Origin of the sequence: Kitasatospora sp. NPDC057940 (genome assembly GCF_042887425.1) — a bacterium.
Taxonomy (GTDB): Bacteria; Actinomycetota; Actinomycetes; order Streptomycetales; family Streptomycetaceae; genus Kitasatospora.
Window position 1 is genome coordinate 162932 of the sequence record NZ_JBHVPH010000015.1, and the last position, 17439, is coordinate 180370.

The window sequence follows — 17439 nt, forward strand, 5'->3', positions numbered from 1 at the left end:
GCTGGCGGCGGTTCCTGTTCCGGTGGGGGCTCGGCGGGCCGGTCGTGCCCGGCGGGCCCGCTACGGTCGGCGGGCCCGCCGTGCTCGGCGGGTCGATCCTCACAGACGGGCGCCGGTCTTCGGCCGCCGGGGGCCCGGCCGCTCAGCGGGAGGCCTCGGGGGCGCTGGGTGCGGCGGCCGCGGTCGCCGACGCACGGCGCGAGGCCTCGCGGGCCCGCAGCTCGCGGCGGAGGATCTTGCCGGCCGCGGACTTGGGGACGGCCTCGACGAACTCCACCGCGCGGACCTTCTTGTACGGGGCCACCAGCCCGGCCACGAAGCCGGTGACGTCCTCCGCGCTCAGGCCGCTGCCCGGAGCGCGGACCACGAAGGCCTTGGGGCACTCGGTGCCGTCGGCGTCCGGGACGCCGATCACGGCGGCGTCGACGATCTGCGGGTGTCCGAGCAGCACGGCCTCCAGTTCGGCCGGGGCCACCTGGTGGCCCTTGTACTTGATCAGTTCCTTCACCCGGTCGACGATGTACAGGTACCCCCGGTCGTCGACGAAGCCGACGTCGCCGGTGTGCAGCCAGCCCTCGGCGTCGACCACCGCGGCGGTGTCGGAGGGGCGGCCGAAGTACCCCTTCATCACCTGCGGGCCCCGGATCAGCAGCTCGCCCGGCTCGCCGGGCCCGAGGTCCTCGCCGGCGCCGTCCAGGGCGGTGACCCGCAGCTCGGTGGACGGGATCAGCCGCCCCACCGAGCCGGGCGAGGGGTCGCTCTCCAGCGGGGAGACCACATGGGTGACCGGGGACAGCTCGGTCATGCCGTAGCCCTGGAGGAGGTGCGGCAGGCCCAGACGGCGGGCGCAGGCGGCGGCGAGCTCCGGATCCAGCGGGGCGGCCGCGCACAGCAGGTACTCGACGGAGGAGAAGTCGAAGCGGTCCACGACCGGGTGCCTGGCCAGGGCGAGCGCGATCGGCGGGGCGACCACCAGCGCCTGCACCCGCTGCTCCTCGATGGTGCGGCAGAACTGCTCCAGGTCGAAGCGGGGCAGCACCACCACGGTGGCGCCGCAGCGCAGCGGCTGGTTGAGCAGCGCGGTCAGGCCGTAGATGTGGAAGAAGGGCAGCACGGCGAGCACCCGCTCGCCCACGGCGGGCCGGTAGAGGGCGTCGCACTGGGCCAGGTTGGTGGCGATCGAGCGGTGGGTGAGCATCACCCCCTTGGGCAGTCCGGTGGTGCCACTGGAGTAGGGCAGCACCGCGACGTCCCGGCCCGGGTCGATGGCGATCCCGGGGGCGGGGCCGGTGGTGGCCAGCAGGTCGGCGAGCGAGCGGTGGCCCTCGGCGCCGTCCAGGACGAGGATCTCGGCCAGTGGGCCGCCCTGCTCGGCGAGCAGGGCGGCGGCCTTGCGGGCGGTCGCCAGGAGTGGGGAGACGGTCACCAGCCAGCGGGCGCCGCTGTCGCCGAGCTGCCCGGCCAGGTCGGCGGGCGTGGCCATCGAGGACACCGTGGTCACGGTGGCGCCGGCCCGGGTTGCGCCGTAGAAGGCCGTCGGGTAGCCGAGCGTGTTGGGGCTGAACAGGGCCACCACGTCGCCCTGGCGCACCCCGGCCTCGGCCAGTCCGGCGGCCACCCGATCGACGCCGGCGGCGAGCCGCGCGTAGCCGACGCGCTCCCCGGTGACGCCGTCGATCAGGGCCGGCCCGTCACCGTACGCCGCCGCGCCGCCGAGCACCGCGTCATGGATCGGCAGGTCCACCGTCGGCACGTCCGGGAATTCGCTGCGGAACACCAAAGTAAGCCTCCAGGAAGGTAGTTGACGCATCGACTGGCGCGGCGAAAGGTCGACCGAGGGTACGAACAGGAGCATACGGACCATGACGTCCGCCACTGCAAAGTTCGCCGAGAAGTCCCTCTGGTGACCCACCGGAGGCTCGCCCGGTGCGTCTGGTGGGTGCAGCGGGTCCGGTGGGTCCGGTGGGTTCGGCAGGTGCTTGCGGTGCGCCCTGGATGGAGGCGGACTAGTAGGACTTCGGGAGGCCCAGGGTGTGCTGGGCGACGAAGTTGAGCACCATCTCGCGGCTGACCGGGGCGACCCGGCCGACCCGGGTGGCGGCCAGCAGCGCGCCCAGCCCGTACTCCTGGGTGAGGCCGTTGCCGCCCAGTGTCTGCACCGCCTGGTCGACGGTGCGGGCGGCGGCCTCGCCGGCCGCGTACTTGGCCATGTTGGCGGCCTCCCCGGCGGCCAGGTCCTCCCCCGCGTCGTAGAGCAGCCCGGCCTTCTGGGTCATCAGCCGGGCCAGCTCGATCTCCACCGCGCACTGGGCCAGCGGGTGGGCCAGGCCCTGGTGGGCGCCGATCGGGGTGGACCAGACGGTACGGGTCTTCGCGTACTCGACGGCCTTGCCGAGGGCCTGGCGGGCCAGGCCGAGGGAGAACGCGGCGGTCAGCACGCGCTCGGGGTTGAGGCCCGCGAACAGTTGCAGCAGGCCGGCGTCCTCGTCGCCGACCAGGGCGTCGGCGGGCAGCCGGACGTCGTCCAGGAAGACCTGGAACTGCTTCTCGGGGGCGACGAGTTCCATCGGTATCGCCCGGTACTCGAAGCCGGCGGCGTCACGCGGGACGATGAACAGACAGGGCTTGAGCCTGCCGGTCCGAGCGTCCTCGGTGCGGGCGACGAACAGCACGGCGTCGCAGTGGTCGATGCCGGAGACGAACACCTTGCGGCCGGTCAGCAGCCAGTCCCCGCCGTCCCGGCGCGCGACGGTGGAGATCCGGTGCGCGTTGGAGCCGGCGTCCGGCTCGGTGATGCCGAAGGCCATCTTGCGGCTGCCGTCGGCGAGTCCGGGCAGCCAGCGCCGCTTCTGCTCCTCGGTGCCGAAGCGGGCGATCACGGTGCCGCAGATCGCCGGGGAGACGATGAGCAGCAGCAGCGGGCAGCCGGCCGTGCCCAACTCCTCCAGCACGATGGCCAGATCGGTGATGCCGCCGCCCCCGCCGCCGTACTCGGCGGGCAGGTTCACGCCGAGGTAGCCGGCCTTGCCGGCGTCCGCCCACAGCTCGTCGGCGGGCTCGCCGGCCCGGGCCTTGGCCATGTAGTAGGCGGAGCCGTAGCGGCGGCCGAGGTCGCCGACGGCCTGGCGCAGGGCCCGGCGTTCGGGGGTCTCGATGAGCTGACTGCCGATGGTGGACATGCGGGGTCCTTCCTCAGGCTTCTGCGGCGGGCTGGACGGCGGCTGTTGCGGCGGGCTCGGTGGCGGGCTCGGTGGCGGGCCCGGCCTCGGGCTCGGCGGTGAGCCCGGCCTCGGGTTCGGCGGTGAGCCCGGCCTCGGGTTCGGCGGTGAGCCCGGCCTCGGGCTGCACGACGGCGAGCAGGGCGCCGAGCTCGACCTGAAGGCCGGGGGCGGCGCGGAGTTCGACCAACACGCCGTCGGCGGGGGCGGTGACGCGGTGCTCCATCTTCATCGCCTCCAGGACGAGTAGCGGCTGACCGGCGGTGACGGTGTCGCCGACGGCGGCGGTGGTGCGCACGACGGTGCCGGGCATCGGGGCGAGCAGCGCGCCCGGGTCCGCCCGGGCGGCGGGGTCCGGGAAGCGCGGCAGGGCCGTGAGCGCGATGCCGCCGTTCGGGGTGTCGACGTACACCCGGTCGCCGTAGCGCGCGACGCGGTGGCCGCGCCGGACGGCGCCCTCGCGCAGCGTGACCTGCTCGGGCGAGGCGTCCAACAGCTCCGTCTGCGGGTGGTCGTCGGCCCGCAGGCCGTCCCGGGTGAGGCGGTATCGGACCTCCAACTCGGTGCCGTCGTCGGTGCGGTAGCGCTTGGACTGCGGCTGCGAGGGCAGGTTGCGCCAGCCCGACGGCAGTGCGCCGTGCGGCCCGGTGCGCCGGGCGGCGGCGTCGGCGAGGGCGGCGGCCAGGGCGGCGCGCGCGGCCTCCTTGCCGTCCGGGGCGGTGAGCTCGGCCGCGTGCTCGGCCAGGAAGCCGGTGTGCAGACGTTCGGCCAGGAAGGCCGGGTGCCGCAGCGCCCGGACCAGCAACTCCCGGTTGGTGGCGGGCCCGTGGACCCTGGCGCGGGCGAGCGCGTCGGCCAGCCGGCGGGCGGCGGCGGCGCGGGTCGGTGCCCAGGCGATCACCTTGGCGAGCATCGCGTCGTAGTGCGGGGTGATCTCGTCGCCCGCCGCCACGCCGGAGTCCAGCCGGACGCCCTGGCCGTCGAACTCCTGGTGCGGAACGGTGAGTTCGAGCCGGTGCAGGGTGCCGGTGGCGGGCTGCCAGTCCTTCGCCGGGTCCTCCGCGTACAGCCGGGCCTCGATCGCGCAGCCGGTGGCGGGCGGCGGGACCGGCCCGGGCAGCCGCTCCCCCTCGGCGACGGCGAGTTGGAGCGCCACCAGGTCCAGTCCGGTGACCGCCTCGGTGACCGGGTGCTCGACCTGGAGGCGGGTGTTCATCTCCAGGAAGTGGAACCGGCCGTCCTCGCCGAGCATGAACTCGGCCGTACCGGCGCCGGTGTAGCCGATCGCCCGGGCGGCGCTGACGGCCGCCGCGTGCAGCCCGGCGCGCACCGCCTCGGGCAGACCGGGGGCCGGGGCCTCCTCGATCACCTTCTGGTGCCGGCGCTGGAGCGAGCAGTCGCGGTCGCCGACCGCCCAGACCGTGCCGTGCGCGTCGGCCAGCAGCTGGACCTCGACGTGCCGCCCGGCGGGCAGGTAGCGCTCGCAGAACACCTCGTCCGAGCCGAAGGCCTTCGCCGCCTCGGCGCGGGCGGCGGCCAGTTCGCCGGGGAGCTCCGCGAGCGTGCGCACCACCCGCATGCCGCGTCCGCCACCGCCCGCCGCCGTCTTGACCAGGAGCGGCAGGTCGGCCTCGGTGGGGTCGGTCAGGGCGTCCAGCACGGGCACCCCGGCCGCGGCCATCAGCCGTTTGGCGGCCGTCTTGGAGCCCATCGCGGCGATCGCGGCCGGCGGCGGGCCGACCCAGACCAGCCCGGCGTCCAGCACGGCCTGCGCGAACCCGGCGTCCTCCGACAGGAATCCGTACCCGGGGTGGACGGCGTCCGCGCCCGCCGCCAGCGCGGCGCGGACGATCAGGTCGGCGCGCAGGTAGGTGTCGGCGGGCGCGGCGCCGGGCAGCCGCACGGCCGCGTCGGCCTCACGGACGTGCGCGGCCCCGGCGTCCGGGTCGGAGTGGACGGCGGTGGTCGCGACGCCCAGGGCCCGGCAGGTGCGGAAGACCCGGCGGGCGATCTCGCCACGGTTGGCGACCAGCAGGTTGGTGATCATGTCTCGGGTGCCCCTCACAGCTCCGCCTCGCGGCTCGGTCTCGCGGCTCAGTCTCACGGCTCGGTCGAACAGCTCGGCCTCACAGCTCCGTCTCGCGGCTCCGTCTCACATCCGGAAGACGCCGTAGCCGCGCGCGCCCTCGACCGGCGCGTTGTGGATCGCGGACAGGCACAGGCCGAGCACCGTACGGGTGTCGCGCGGGTCGATCACGCCGTCGTCGTACAGCCGCCCGGACAGGAAGACCGGCAGCGACTCGGCCTCGATCTGCTGCTCGACCATGGCGCGGATCGCCGCGTCCGCGTCCTCGTCGTACGGCTGCCCCTTCGCGGCGGCCGACTGCCGGGCGACGATCGACAGCACCCCGGCGAGCTGCTGCGGGCCCATCACCGCGGACTTGGCGCTCGGCCAGGCGAACAGGAAGCGCGGCTCGTACGCCCGCCCGCACATGCCGTAGTGGCCGGCGCCGTAGGACGCGCCGATCAGCACCGACAGGTGCGGCACCCGGGAGTTGGCGACGGCGTTGATCATCATCGCGCCGTGCTTGATGATGCCGCCCTGCTCGTACGCCCGGCCGACCATGTAGCCGGTGGTGTTGTGCAGGAACAGCAGCGGGATGTCCCGCTGGTTCGCCAACTGGATGAACTGGGCGGCCTTCTGGGACTCCGCGCTGAACAGCACGCCCTGCGCGTTGGCCAGCACGCCGACCGGGTAGCCGTGCAGCCGGGCCCAGCCGGTGGCCAGGCTGGTGCCGTAGAGCGGCTTGAACTCGTCGAAGTCGGAGCCGTCGACGATCCGGGCGATCACCTCGCGCGGGTCGAAGGGCACCTTGAGGTCGCCCGGGACGATGCCCAGCAGCTCCTCCTCGTCGTACTTCGGCGGCTCGGCGAGCCGGTCCGGCGACGGGCCCGGCTTGCGGTGGTCCAGCCGGGCGACGATCCGGCGGGCCAGCCGCAGCGCGTCCGCCTCGTCCGCCGCGAAGTGGTCGGCCAGGCCGGAGGTGCGGGCGTGCATCTCGGCGCCGCCGAGCGACTCGTCGTCGGCCTCCTCGCCGGTGGCCATCCTGACCAGCGGCGGGCCGCCGAGGAACACCTTGGCGCGCTCCCTGACCAGCACGGTGTGGTCCGACATGCCGGGCACGTACGCGCCGCCGGCCGTCGAATTGCCGAACACCACGGCCACGGTGGGGATTCCGGCCGCGGAGAGCCGGGTGAGGTCGCGGAACAGCGCGCCGCCGGGGATGAAGATCTCCTTCTGGCTGGGCAGGTCGGCACCGCCGGACTCGACCAGGTTCACCACCGGGAGTCGGTTGTCGAACGCGATCTCGTTGGCGCGCAGGGCCTTGCGCAGCGTCCACGGGTTGCTCGCGCCGCCGCGCACCGTCGGGTCGTTGGCGGTGATCAGGCACTCCACGCCCTCGATCACGCCGATGCCGGTGACCAGCGCCGCGCCCACCGGGTAGTCGCTGCCCCAGGCGGCCAGCGGCGACAGCTCCAGGAACGGCGAGTCCGGGTCGACCAGCAGCTCGATCCGCTCGCGCGGCAGCAGCTTGCCGCGGGCGCGGTGGCGGTCCACGTACTTGGGGCCGCCGCCGGCCAGCGCCTTGGCGTGCTCGGCGTCCAGCCCGGCGAGCTTGGCGAGCATCGCGGCGCGGTACTCGGCGTACTCGGGCCCGGCCGGGTCGACGCGGGTGGGCAGCACGGTCACAGCAGGGCCTCCGGGATGTCGAGGTGGCGGGAGCGCAGCCACTCCCCGAGGGCCTTGGCCTGCGGGTCGAAGCGGTGCTGGGCGGCGACGCCCTCGCCGAGCAGGCCGGTGAGGGTGAAGTTGACCGCGCGCAGGTTCGGGAGCAGGTGCCGGGTGACGGGCAAGTCGGCCGTCTCGGGCAGGAGTTCGCGCAGCTTGTCGACGGTGAGGGTGTGGGCGAGCCAGCGCCAGCCCGCCTCGGAGCGGGCCCAGACGCCGAGGTTGGCGTCGCCGCCCTTGTCGCCGCTGCGGGCTCCGGCCACCAGGCCGAGCGGGGCGCGGCGGGTCGGGCCGTCGGGAGGTGCTGCGGGGAGCGCTGCGGGGATTTCTGCGGGGGTTGCGTCGGGGAGTGCCGGCTCGTCGGAGGTCTCGGCCGGCCGGCCCGTCACCGGGGCCGGCGGGACGGCGAGCCGGCGGCCGTCCGGCAGTACGGCGGTGTGCTCGACGGCCTCGGCGTCGACGTAGGCGGCGGCGAACACCCCGTACGGCGCGCCAGGACCGGGCGGCGCGGTGAGGTGGAAGCCCGGGTAGCCGGCCAACCCCAACTCCACGGCGGCCTTGCCCAGTTCGCGCCCGACCTTGGCCTGGTCCGGGTCGCGGGCGGTGAGCCGGAGCAGGGCGGAGGCGGCCTCCTCGGTGCCGGCGTCCGGGTGGTCGGTCCGGGCGAGCGTCCAACGCAGCTCGGCGGGCCGGGCGGCGGGCGGCAGGGCGTCCAGGAACTGCCGCCGCACCAGGTCGGCCTTGGCCTCGATGTCGAGGCCGGTGAGGACGAACACCACCTCGTTGCGGTGGCCGCCGAGCCGGTTCAGGCCCACCTTCAGCGTGGGCGGCGGCGCCTCACCGCGCACCCCGTCGATCCGGACCCGGTCCGGCCCCTCCTCGGCGAGCCGCACGGTGTCCAGCCGGGCGGTGACGTCCGGGCCCAGGTAGCGCGATCCGCCTGTCTCGTACAGGAGTTGGGCGGTGACGGTGCCCACCGTGACGGCGCCGCCGGTGCCCGGGTGCTTGGTGATCACGCTGGAGCCGTCGGCGTGCAGTTCGGCGATCGGGAAACCCGGGCGGGTGACGTCGTGCTCGCGGAAGAACGCGTAGTTCCCGCCCGTCGCCTGGGCGCCGCACTCCAGCACGTGCCCGGCGACCACCGCCCCGGCGAGGGCGTCGAAGTCCGCCGCCGTCCAGCCGAAGTGGGCGATCGCGGGCCCGGCGACCAGCGCCGCGTCGGTGACCCGCCCGGTGACCACCACCTCGGCGCCCGCGGCCAGGCAGGCCGCCACCCCGAAGCCGCCGAGGTAGGCGTTAGCGGCCAACAGGCCTTCGGGCAGGCCGAGTTCAATCCCGCGCGGCAGCAGGTCGTCCCCCTCGACGTGGGCGACGGCCACCGTGAGGCCCTGGCGCTGCGCCAGGTTCCGCAGTTCGGCGGCGAGCCGGGCCGGGTTCAGCCCGCCCGCGTTCACCACGATCCTCACCCCGCGCTCCTGCGCCAGGCCGAGGCACTCCTCCATCTGCCGCAGGAACGTCCGCGCGTAGCCGAGGGACGGGTCCTTCAGGCGGTCCCGGGCCAGGATGAGCATGGTCAGCTCCGCCAGGTAGTCCCCGGTGAGCACGTCCAGCGGCCCGCCGGTGAGCATCTCCCGCACCGCCGCGAAGCGGTCCCCGTAGAACCCCGAGGCGTTGCCGATCCGCAGTACCGAGCGTTCGCGCGCCAAAGCGCCTCCCCTGCCGACGGGTTGGCGACGCCCCCACACGAGCGCCGCCGGGCAGCAGCGTGGCACCGGGCGCGAAAAAAAGCAATCACGCCTGCTTGTTTCAAGAGGACGCCCGCACTCGGCAGGGCCGCGTACGGCCCGATTCCCCGAAACCCGACTGACACCGGCCCGTCGGTGCGACACGATGTCCGTCCGTCGTACTGGCGAGTGAAAGGCAGTCCGCATGCCGCATCCCGCACCGCGACCGACTCCCGATTCGACCCGCCTGCTCACCGCGGAACTGGTGGTGGACATGGCCGCCCCCGTGACGCCGGCCATCTCGCCGGACGGCCGCCTGGTCGCCTACGGCGTGGTCGCGAACAGCGGCAGGGACGGACGACCGCACAGCTCCGTCTGGGTCGCCGCCGCCGACGGCAGCGCGGCCCCGCGCAGGCTGACCGACGGCACGGCCCGCGCCGCCGCCCCGAAGTGGGCGCCGGACTCGCCTTTCCTGTTCTTCACCTCCGAGCGCGAGGAGCGGGGCACCGCTCAACTCCAGCGGATCCTTCTGGACGGCAGCGGGGACAGCGCCGAGGCAGAGCCCCTGACCAGCCGGCGCGGAGGCATCGGCGGCCACCACCCGCTCGCCGACGGCCGCACCGTCGCGCTGCTCGCCGAGGACGAGCCCACCCCGGAGGACGAACGCCGGGAGGCCGAGGGTGACGACGCGAAGGTCTGGGGCCGGCACCTCCCCGTCACCCGGCTGCGCCTGCTCGACCTGGCGACCGGCGTGGTCCGCACCGTGGACGGCCTCGGAGACCGTCATGTCGTGGAGGTGGCCCAGCGTCCGGACGGCGGCCCGCTGGCCGTGCTGAGCTGGGCCACCCCCGAGCTCGACCCCGGCGTCACGACGGCAGGACTGCACCTGGTCGCCCCGGAGACGGGAGCCGTCCAGGACCTGGGCCCGGTCGGATTCGAGGCCCGGTCCCCGGTCTGGTGGCGCCACGACGGCGAATGGCACCTGGCCCACCTGGCGGTGACCCCCGGGCACTTGGTCGGCGCGCTCGCCGTGATCGACACCGTGCCGCCGGCGACCGGCCCGGCCGTCGAGCAGCGCGATCTCACGGCCGGCATGCCCGTCTGCCCCACCGAGCTGGTGCAGGTCGCCGACGGGCCGCCGCTGGCGCTGTTCGCCGACGGGCTGGACACCGCGCTGTACCGGCTCGATCCGCAGTCGCTGCGGTTCCGCCGACTGTCCGGCGCGCCCGGCACGCCAGGCGCGTTCGGCACGCTCGCCGGGCTCACTGCGAATCGCTCCGGAGACACCCTCGCCGTGCTGCTGAGCACCGCGCGCGAGCCCAGGAACGTCCACGCGGGCCCCACGGGCGGGCCACTGCTCCGGCTCGGCGACACCAGCCCCGAACTGCGCCGGATCCGCTGGGGTGTCCAGGAACGGCTCGGCTACCAGGCGTCCGACGGACTCCGGTTGGACGGCCTGCTGATCCTGCCCGTCGGCCGGACCCGGGACGAGGGCCCGTTCCCGCTCGTCACCCTGGTCCACGGCGGCCCCTACTTCCGCCATGCCGACGAGTTCACGCTCACCATGGTCGACTGCGGCCAGTGGCTGGCGACCGCCGGATACGCGGTCTTCCTGGCCAATCCCCGGGGCGGGTCGGGCCACGGCCATGAGTTCGCCGCCGTGGTGGCGGGCGCGGTGGGCGGCGACGAGTGGACCGACATCCTCGCCGGGATCGACCTGCTGGTCGCCGAGGGAGTCGCCGATCCCGAACGCCTGGGCATCTCCGGCTGGAGCCACGGCGGCTTCCTGGCGGCCTGGGCCATCGGCCGGACCGGGCGGTTCAAGGCCGCCGTGATGGGCGCGGGCATCACCGACTGGGGCATGCAGGCCGGGACCGGCGAGTGGGGAGCCATGGACGCGGCGCTCGGCGGCAGCACCGGCTGGAACGGGCCGGGACCGCACCTCCACGACCGGAACAGCCCGATCTCCTACGCGTCCCGGATCCGCACCCCGGTCCTGATCCTGCACGGCGAGCAGGACACCAACGTCCCCCTCGGCCAGGCCGTCCACTTCCATCGCGCACTGCGCCACTTCGGCGTCGAGCACGAGTTCGTCGTCTACCCCCGAGAGGGCCACGGGCTGCACGAACGCGCCCACCAACTCGACGCCCTCCGGCGCATCCGCGCCTGGTACGACCGCTGGCTGTAGGCCCGTACCGGGGAGGGCGTCGAGTCGTGATCGACGGGTGATGGAACCCGGGCAGGATCAGCGGTGCTTGAACTCCTCGATGGCCTCCCGGACGGTGTTCTTCATCTCCTCGCTGCCGATGTGCCCCGAGTCCTCGGAGATGTGCAGCCGCACGCCCGGCCACGCCTTCGCCAGCTCCCAGGCCGTCTGCACCGGGCCGCCCATGTCGTGCCGGCCGTGCACCAGCACCCCCGGGATGCCGGCCAGCTTGTGGGCGTTGCGCAGCAGTTGGTTCTCCTCCAGCCAGGCGCCGTTGCTGAAGAAGTGGGCGCAGATCCGGACGAACGCGATCTGGTCGTCGACCTCCCGGGCGCTGTACATGCCGGGCGAGCCGTTGGGCTCGTTCGAGATGACCGCGTCCTCCCAGGCCAGCCAGTCGGCGGCGGCCTTCTCCCGGACCGCCCGGTCGGGGTTCTCCATCAGCCGCGCGTAGGCGGCGAGCAGGTCGCCGTCCCGCTCGTCCTCGGGGACGCCGTCGCGGAACCGGTCCCACGCCTCGGGGTAGAAGGACCCGGCGCCCCGGTAGAGCCAGTCGGTCTCGGCCGGGCGGGTCGTCGTCACCGCCTGGATGATGATCTCGCTGACCCGCTCGGGGTGCTGCTGCGCGTAGGCCAGCAGGAGGGTCGAACCCCAGGACGCGCCGTTCAGCAGCCACCGCTCGATGCCGAGGTGTTCGCGCAGCCGCTCCATGTCGTCGATCAGGTGCTGCGTGGTGTTCAGGCTCATGTCCGCCGCCGGGTCGCTGGCGTGCGGGGTACTGCGGCCGCAGTTGCGCTGGTCGAAGCGGATCACGCGGTAGCAGTCCGGGTCCCACGCCCGGGTGGGCCGGTCCGGCGTCCCCGCGCCGGGGCCGCCGTGGACGTACAGGACGGGCTTGCCCTCGGGGTTGCCGAGCTGCTCGTAGTAGACCCGGTTGCCGTCTCCGGTGTCGAGGAAACCGTGGCCGTAGGGACTCGTCGGAGGATAGAGATCAACCATGACCGTCGATCCTAGGGCGCGGGCGCGCTCGGGGCCCGCGGTTTTTCCGCCCAACCTGCGGCACGGGAAGGGCCGTTCGGCGAGTCAGGCAGTTCGGCGAGTTCGGGCAGTTCGGGCGGTTCGGGCAGTTCGGGGAGTGGCCCCCAGTGCCGCAGCTGCCTTCGCCGGCGGTGGTCACCGCCGGCGAAGGCAGCATGGCTGCAGGTCAGGGCTTGATCCGCACCACCTGCGGGTCGTGGTCGCTGGCCTGCTGGGCGAACTCGGCGTTGATGTGCACCACGTCGTACTTGGCGTAGCCGACCTCGGGGCTGACCAGGATGTGGTCCAGCACCTGCGAGTTGCCCTGGTAGACGTACGAGTACTGCTCGGTCTCCGGCAGTTCGTTCACCAGGTCGCGCAGCACGCCGTCCTTGGTGAGCGCGGCCAGCGCGGGCGAGAACTGGTAGTCGTTGAAGTCGCCGAGCGAGACGACGCGCGCCTCCTTGTCGGCGGCCAGCAGCTTGGCGACGAAGGCCTGCTCGACGGTGGCCTGCTTGATCCGCTGCACCTCGGAGCTGCGGGTGGGGGCCTGGAAGCGGCTGTCGATGCCCTGGTCGCCGCCCTTGCTGTTGAAGTGGTTGGCGATGACGAAGACCTTCTTGCCGCGGAAGGAGAACTGCCCGACCAGCGGCTTGCGGCTGTTGGTCCACGCGTCGTCGGTCGGGGCGATCCGGCCGGGCGAGGCGGTCAGCGCGGTGGTGGCGCCGCTGCCGGCGACGTCCACGGCGCTGGTGGCGGTGCCGCCGGGGATGTCGGTGAAGGAGACCCGCTGCGGGTTGAACAGGAACACCTGCCGGATGTTGCCGCCCGGCTCGCCGCCGTCCTTGCCGTCCTGCGGGTCGATCGAGCGCCAGTCGTACGCCGGGCCGCCGGCCGCCTTGATCGCGGCGATGAACTTGGCGACGGTCTGGCCGGCGTCGACCGTGCCGTCGTTCTTGGCGCCGTTGTTGTCCTGGATCTCCTCCAGGGCGACGATGTCGGGCGAGCGCAGGTTGGTGACGATGCCCTGGGCCAGCTCGGCGAACTTGGCGTCCGGGTTGCCGGGGGCCAGGTTCTCCACGTTGTACGTGGCGATGGCGAGTTCGCGGTCGGCCGCCTTGGCGGTGACCTCGCGCTGGAGGTGGTTGTCCTGGAGCGTGCCCAGGGTGCCGGCGACGAGGGTGTAGCCGCCGAACTGGTTGTAGTCCAGCGGGCCGGTGGTGGTGCCGGTCAGCACGTCGCCCACGTTGGCCACCGGGAACGGCTGCTGCGGGGTGACCGCCGCCTGCTGCTGCACCATCAGGCGGCCCACGTTGGGCTCCGCGTACGACTCGTACAGCACGCCGCCGCGCTTGCTGCGCTGATCCTGCCGGTCGGCGGCGACCCACAGCTCGTTGTACTTGTCCGTCGCCTGTATCACCCGGACGTCCTTGACCTGGACGAGCATGCCCTCCAGCGACTCGTAGAAGTCCAGGGTGTACTTCTCCGGGTTGAGCGGCAGCGCGTCGATGCTGCCGCCCGCGGGCGCCGGCGGGGCGTAGGTGCCGGGGATGTTGCGGGTGTCCACGACCACCGGGGCCGGCAGCGGGTTGCCGGAGGACAGCACGGTGACGGCGGGGCCGGTGAGCTCGGTGACGGACTGCGAGCCGCCCGCGAAGTTCGGGTAGTACTCGGTGACCTTGCCGCTGACCAGGACCGAGTCGCCGGCCTTCACGGTCGGGTTGCCGCCGGTGTAGACGAAGATGCCCTCGCTGGTGGCCGGGTCGGCGTCGGGGTTCGGGTCCTGCATCCAGAAGCCCTTGGCGCTGCCGTAGGCGCGCACGCCGGTGACGACGCCGGGCACGCCGGTGACGGGCTTCCCGGCCTGCGGGGAGATCCGGGTGGTGCCCTGGATGTCGTGGATGCGCAGCGGTCCGGCCTCGGTCGGCCCGGCCGGGGCGGCGGCGTTCGCGGCGGCGGGCGCGGCGTTCGCGGCCGGCAGCGGGACGAGCACCAGCGAGGCGGCCAGTCCGGCCGGGAGGATCGCGGCGCGCAGCAGGGCCCGGCGGGGGCGGGGAGCGGGGGCGGTGGACACCGGGGCATGACTCCTAGCTCCGCCGTGCGGCACGGTCGTGGCACGGCGGTCGAGGGTGGAGCGGGGCACAGGGGCGCGTCGTCCACCCGGCGGGTCTGCGGCCGCCGGGCCGTGACGCATGGTCAGGCGGCGTGCCCATGGCACGCGCTACCCGCGTAGATGAAGCGGAAGCCGGTCACCCGCCCCCCGCAGCGCCCCCAAGATACGCGCGTAGAAAATGACGCGACAAGACCCCGTCAGTGAACTTCTGGTTCCGCTCCGGCCCCTTGCGCCTACCCCGCTCCCCTCGGTCCGCCTCGACGGCCCCTCAGCCCGCCTCGACGCCCCCTCAGCCCGCCTCGATCCGCTCCACGATCAGCTCGCACAGCTCGTGCGTGCGCAGGGCGTCGTGCGCGTCCAGGGTCTTGCCCGCCCGGACGGCGTCCAGGAAGGACTGGACGCACTGCTCGATGCCGCGCTGACGGGCGACGGGCACCCAGTCGCCGCGCCGGCGGACGGTGGGCTGGCCGCGGTGGTCGATCACCTCGGCGAGGTTGTGCACCGCCCGCTTGGAGTCGCCGCCGGAGACCTCCAGGATCTCCTCCGTCGAGCCGGAGAGCCGGTTCATGATGCCGAGCGCCGTGAAGCCGTCCCCGCCGAGGGTCAGGACGACGTGCTCGACCAGCCCGTCCCGGACGCGGGAGCGGACGTCCACGTGCTCGATCTCGCCGGGGGCCAGGAAGCGCAGGGTGTCGACGACGTGGATGAAGTCGTCGAACACCAGGGAGCGGGCGGCCTCGGCGAGGCCCTCGCGGTTCTTCTGCAGGACGATCAGGTCGCGGGGGCGCTCCTTGGCCTGGGCGTAGCCGGGCGCGTACCGGCGGTTGAAGCCGACCATCAGCGAGCGGCCCGTCCGGTCGGCGAGGTCGACCAGTCGGCGGGCGCCGTCCACGGTGTAGTCGAGCGGCTTGTCGACGTAGACGTCGACACCGGCCGTCAGCAGCTGCTCCACGATCGGGACGTGCTGACTGGTCGCGGCGTGCACGAACGCCGCCCGGATCCCGCTCCCGATCAACTCCCCGAGATCGGTGAAGCGATTCTCCGACGCAATCCGGTACGCGTCACCGATCCGGTCCAGCTTCGCCCCGTCCCTGGTCATCAACCGCAGGTCCAGCGCCGGCAGCCCGGCCAGGACCGGCAGATAGGCCTTCTGCGCGATGTCACCGAGGCCGATCACCCCGACCGGGAGAAGGTCGTCGGAAACAAAGGTCGAGCTCATACGAATCTCCATACTCATGCGCCGAAAACCATCCGCCCCACCCTATTCACCAGCTCCCGTACACCACCAACCCGTCGCCGACGCCCCGCGGAGCGGCCCGACAACAGATCCCCCCTCATGACAAGGGACGCCCCTGGCGGCCCGGAGGCTCACCGCCGACCGGATCCGACCGGTCCCGGCATCGACGGTGCGGCCGCCCGACTCGGGGTATCACCACCCGTGGCGCCTGTCCTCGGGCCGACGCCGGTCAACGGGGAACGCGACGTGGAGCCAGGTGATCCATGGCTACGGACGATCCGAGCACTCCTTCGATCGACCTGCGCGGGGCGCAGGGCGTCCTGATCGGCGACCACGGCCATCAGGTCAACTACTTCGCCCCCGCGCCCCGGCCCCGCAGGCCGTGGATGTCGCCGGCCCCGCCCGACTCGACCATCCCCAGGCCGGACCTCTACGCGGCCCTGTGGGAGGCCGTCACTCGGGACGACGCCGGGCCGACGGTCCTGACGACCGCGGTCGAAGGCGCCGGCGGTTTCGGGAAGACCACCCTGGCCGCCATGCTCTGCCAGGACCCCAGGACGGCGCAGCGCTTCAGCGGAGGACTGCTCTGGGTGACGGTCGGCGAACACACTCGCGGCGCCCGGCTGGCCGAGCTGATCAGCGGCCTGTGTGAGGTGCTGTCCGGGGAGGGCATGGCGACGACCGACCCCCAGGCGGCGGGCGGGCGACTGGGCGACCTCGTCGACGGGCAGGGTCCGGTGCTCCTCGTGGTCGACGACGTGTGGCGCGCCGAACAGCTCGCGCCGTTCATGATCGGCGGGCGGACGTGCCGACGCCTCATCACCACCCGCAACACGGGTGTCGCCCCCCGTCGAGGGGTCTCGATCCTCGTCGACGCGATGACGGCGGAGCAGGCCGTCGCGACGCTCACCGACGGCACGGGTCCGCTGCCCTCCGGTCCGCTCACCCGCCTGGTGGCCGCCACCGGGCGGTGGCCGCTGCTGCTCAGCCTGGTGAACGGGGTGCTCCTCGACCGCCTCGCGGAGGGCGCGGATCCGGCGGAGGCGGCCCGCTGGGTCCTGGGACGCCTGGAGGCCTCGGGCCCGGCCGCGTTCGACGTCGATCCGGCGGACTCGGGGGACCGCCGGCAGGCCGTCACCGCCACGGTGGGCGCCAGTCTGGACCTGCTCGGCCCGGACGAACGCGAACGCTACCTGGATCTGGCGGTCCTCCCCGAGGACGTCCAGTTGCCCGCGGACCTGCTCTCCCGGCTCTGGGGCACTGCGGCGGGGCTGTCCCCGAACGACGCCGAACGGCTCCGGGCGCGGCTCACCCGGCTGCGGCTCGTCCTGCCCCGCTGGCACGACGGTTCGCCGTTCGTCGGCCTCCACGACGTCCTGGGCTCCTGGCTGCGCCACCGGCTCACCGTCCAGGAGCTCGCGCTGCGCCACGACCTGATGATCCGTACCGCGGCGGAGCTGCTGCCCGCCCCGACGGAGCCGGGCACGCCCTGGTGGGACCTTCCCGCGGAGCCCCGGTACCTCTGGCAGCGGCTGCCGTACCACCTGGCGCGGGCCGGCCGGGTGGAGGAGCGCGACGCGCTGGTGTGCGATCTGCGCTGGGTGGCGGCGAAGTCGACCCGGCTGGGCTCCTCGGTACCCGCCGAGATCGATCTCGCCGACGTGCCCTCCGTCCTCGCCCACTCGCTGCGGCAGTCCCTCGGCGCCATCACCCACCTGCTGACGCCCGGCGATCCGCCGCCGGTACTGCGGGCCACGCTCTACGGGTACCTCTCCGGTGTCCCCGAACTGGAGCCGCTGGTGACCTCGTACCGCAGCCGACTGTCCGCGCCCCAACTCGCCCCCGCCTGGCCGCTCCCGGACCAGCCGAGCAGCGGCGTCGTCCGCGTCCTGACCGGTCACGTCAACGGGGTGAGCGACTGCTCCTTCGCCCCCGCCGGGAGGCTACTCGCGACGACGAGCCACGACGGGACGGTCAGGCTCTGGGATCCCACGACGGGCGGGCCGATCAGGATCCTCACCGACCACGCCGGCGCCGTCGCGGCCTGCGCCTTCTCCCCCGACGGCACCCTGCTCGCCACCGCCGGGCACGACCGCACGGCCCGCATCTGGCACGTCCCCACCGGCACCCAACG

General features: G+C 73.8%; 10 protein-coding genes. 2 read left to right on the top strand and 8 right to left on the bottom strand.

Features of this window, described 5'->3' with window-relative positions; genetic code table 11:
• Nucleotides 1-142 precede the first annotated feature (142 nt).
• From ACFVTF_RS22930 to ACFVTF_RS22950, 5 genes are all read right to left on the bottom strand, one after another.
• Nucleotides 143-1780, bottom strand: coding sequence for an AMP-binding protein (locus tag ACFVTF_RS22930; RefSeq protein WP_387816037.1), 1638 nt, complete (start codon nucleotides 1778-1780; stop codon nucleotides 143-145).
• 226 nt (nucleotides 1781-2006) lie between these two features.
• Nucleotides 2007-3179, bottom strand: a complete 1173-nt coding sequence (locus tag ACFVTF_RS22935; protein WP_387816039.1) for an acyl-CoA dehydrogenase family protein — start codon at nucleotides 3177-3179, stop codon at nucleotides 2007-2009.
• A 13-nt stretch (nucleotides 3180-3192) separates the two neighbouring features.
• Nucleotides 3193-5265: an acetyl/propionyl/methylcrotonyl-CoA carboxylase subunit alpha gene (locus ACFVTF_RS22940; RefSeq protein WP_387816041.1), complete on the bottom strand. Its 2073-nt coding sequence runs from the start codon at nucleotides 5263-5265 to the stop codon at nucleotides 3193-3195.
• A gap of 105 nt (nucleotides 5266-5370) precedes the next feature.
• Entirely contained in the window at nucleotides 5371-6969 is a 1599-nt protein-coding gene (locus ACFVTF_RS22945) for an acyl-CoA carboxylase subunit beta (RefSeq protein WP_387816043.1), read from the bottom strand.
• Entirely contained in the window at nucleotides 6966-8714 is a 1749-nt protein-coding gene (locus ACFVTF_RS22950) for an acyclic terpene utilization AtuA family protein (protein WP_387816045.1), read from the bottom strand. Before ACFVTF_RS22950 ends, ACFVTF_RS22945 begins: the two co-directional genes overlap by 4 nt.
• A gap of 223 nt (nucleotides 8715-8937) precedes the next feature.
• On the opposite strand from ACFVTF_RS22950, the gene ACFVTF_RS22955 reads away from it, so the two are divergent.
• The gene (locus ACFVTF_RS22955; RefSeq protein WP_387816047.1) at nucleotides 8938-10920 is read left to right on the top strand and encodes a S9 family peptidase; all 1983 of its coding nucleotides are present in this window, start codon (nucleotides 8938-8940) and stop codon (nucleotides 10918-10920) included.
• A gap of 57 nt (nucleotides 10921-10977) precedes the next feature.
• Here the strand turns inward: ACFVTF_RS22955 and pip are convergent, their stop codons facing one another.
• The 3 genes from pip to ACFVTF_RS22970 form a co-directional block, all read right to left on the bottom strand.
• Nucleotides 10978-11937, bottom strand: a complete 960-nt coding sequence (gene pip, locus ACFVTF_RS22960; protein WP_387816049.1) for a prolyl aminopeptidase — start codon at nucleotides 11935-11937, stop codon at nucleotides 10978-10980.
• Between the two features lie 205 nt (nucleotides 11938-12142).
• A complete protein-coding gene (locus tag ACFVTF_RS22965; protein ID WP_387816096.1) occupies nucleotides 12143-14149 on the bottom strand; it encodes an endonuclease/exonuclease/phosphatase family protein in 2007 nt (668 codons plus the stop codon).
• Between the two features lie 208 nt (nucleotides 14150-14357).
• Nucleotides 14358-15287, bottom strand: coding sequence for a Gfo/Idh/MocA family protein (locus tag ACFVTF_RS22970; RefSeq protein ID WP_387816051.1), 930 nt, complete (start codon nucleotides 15285-15287; stop codon nucleotides 14358-14360).
• 281 nt (nucleotides 15288-15568) lie between these two features.
• Here ACFVTF_RS22970 and ACFVTF_RS22975 point away from each other — a divergent pair.
• The coding region (locus tag ACFVTF_RS22975; RefSeq protein WP_387816053.1) for an NB-ARC domain-containing protein at nucleotides 15569-17439 on the top strand (1871 nt) is incomplete at its 3' end.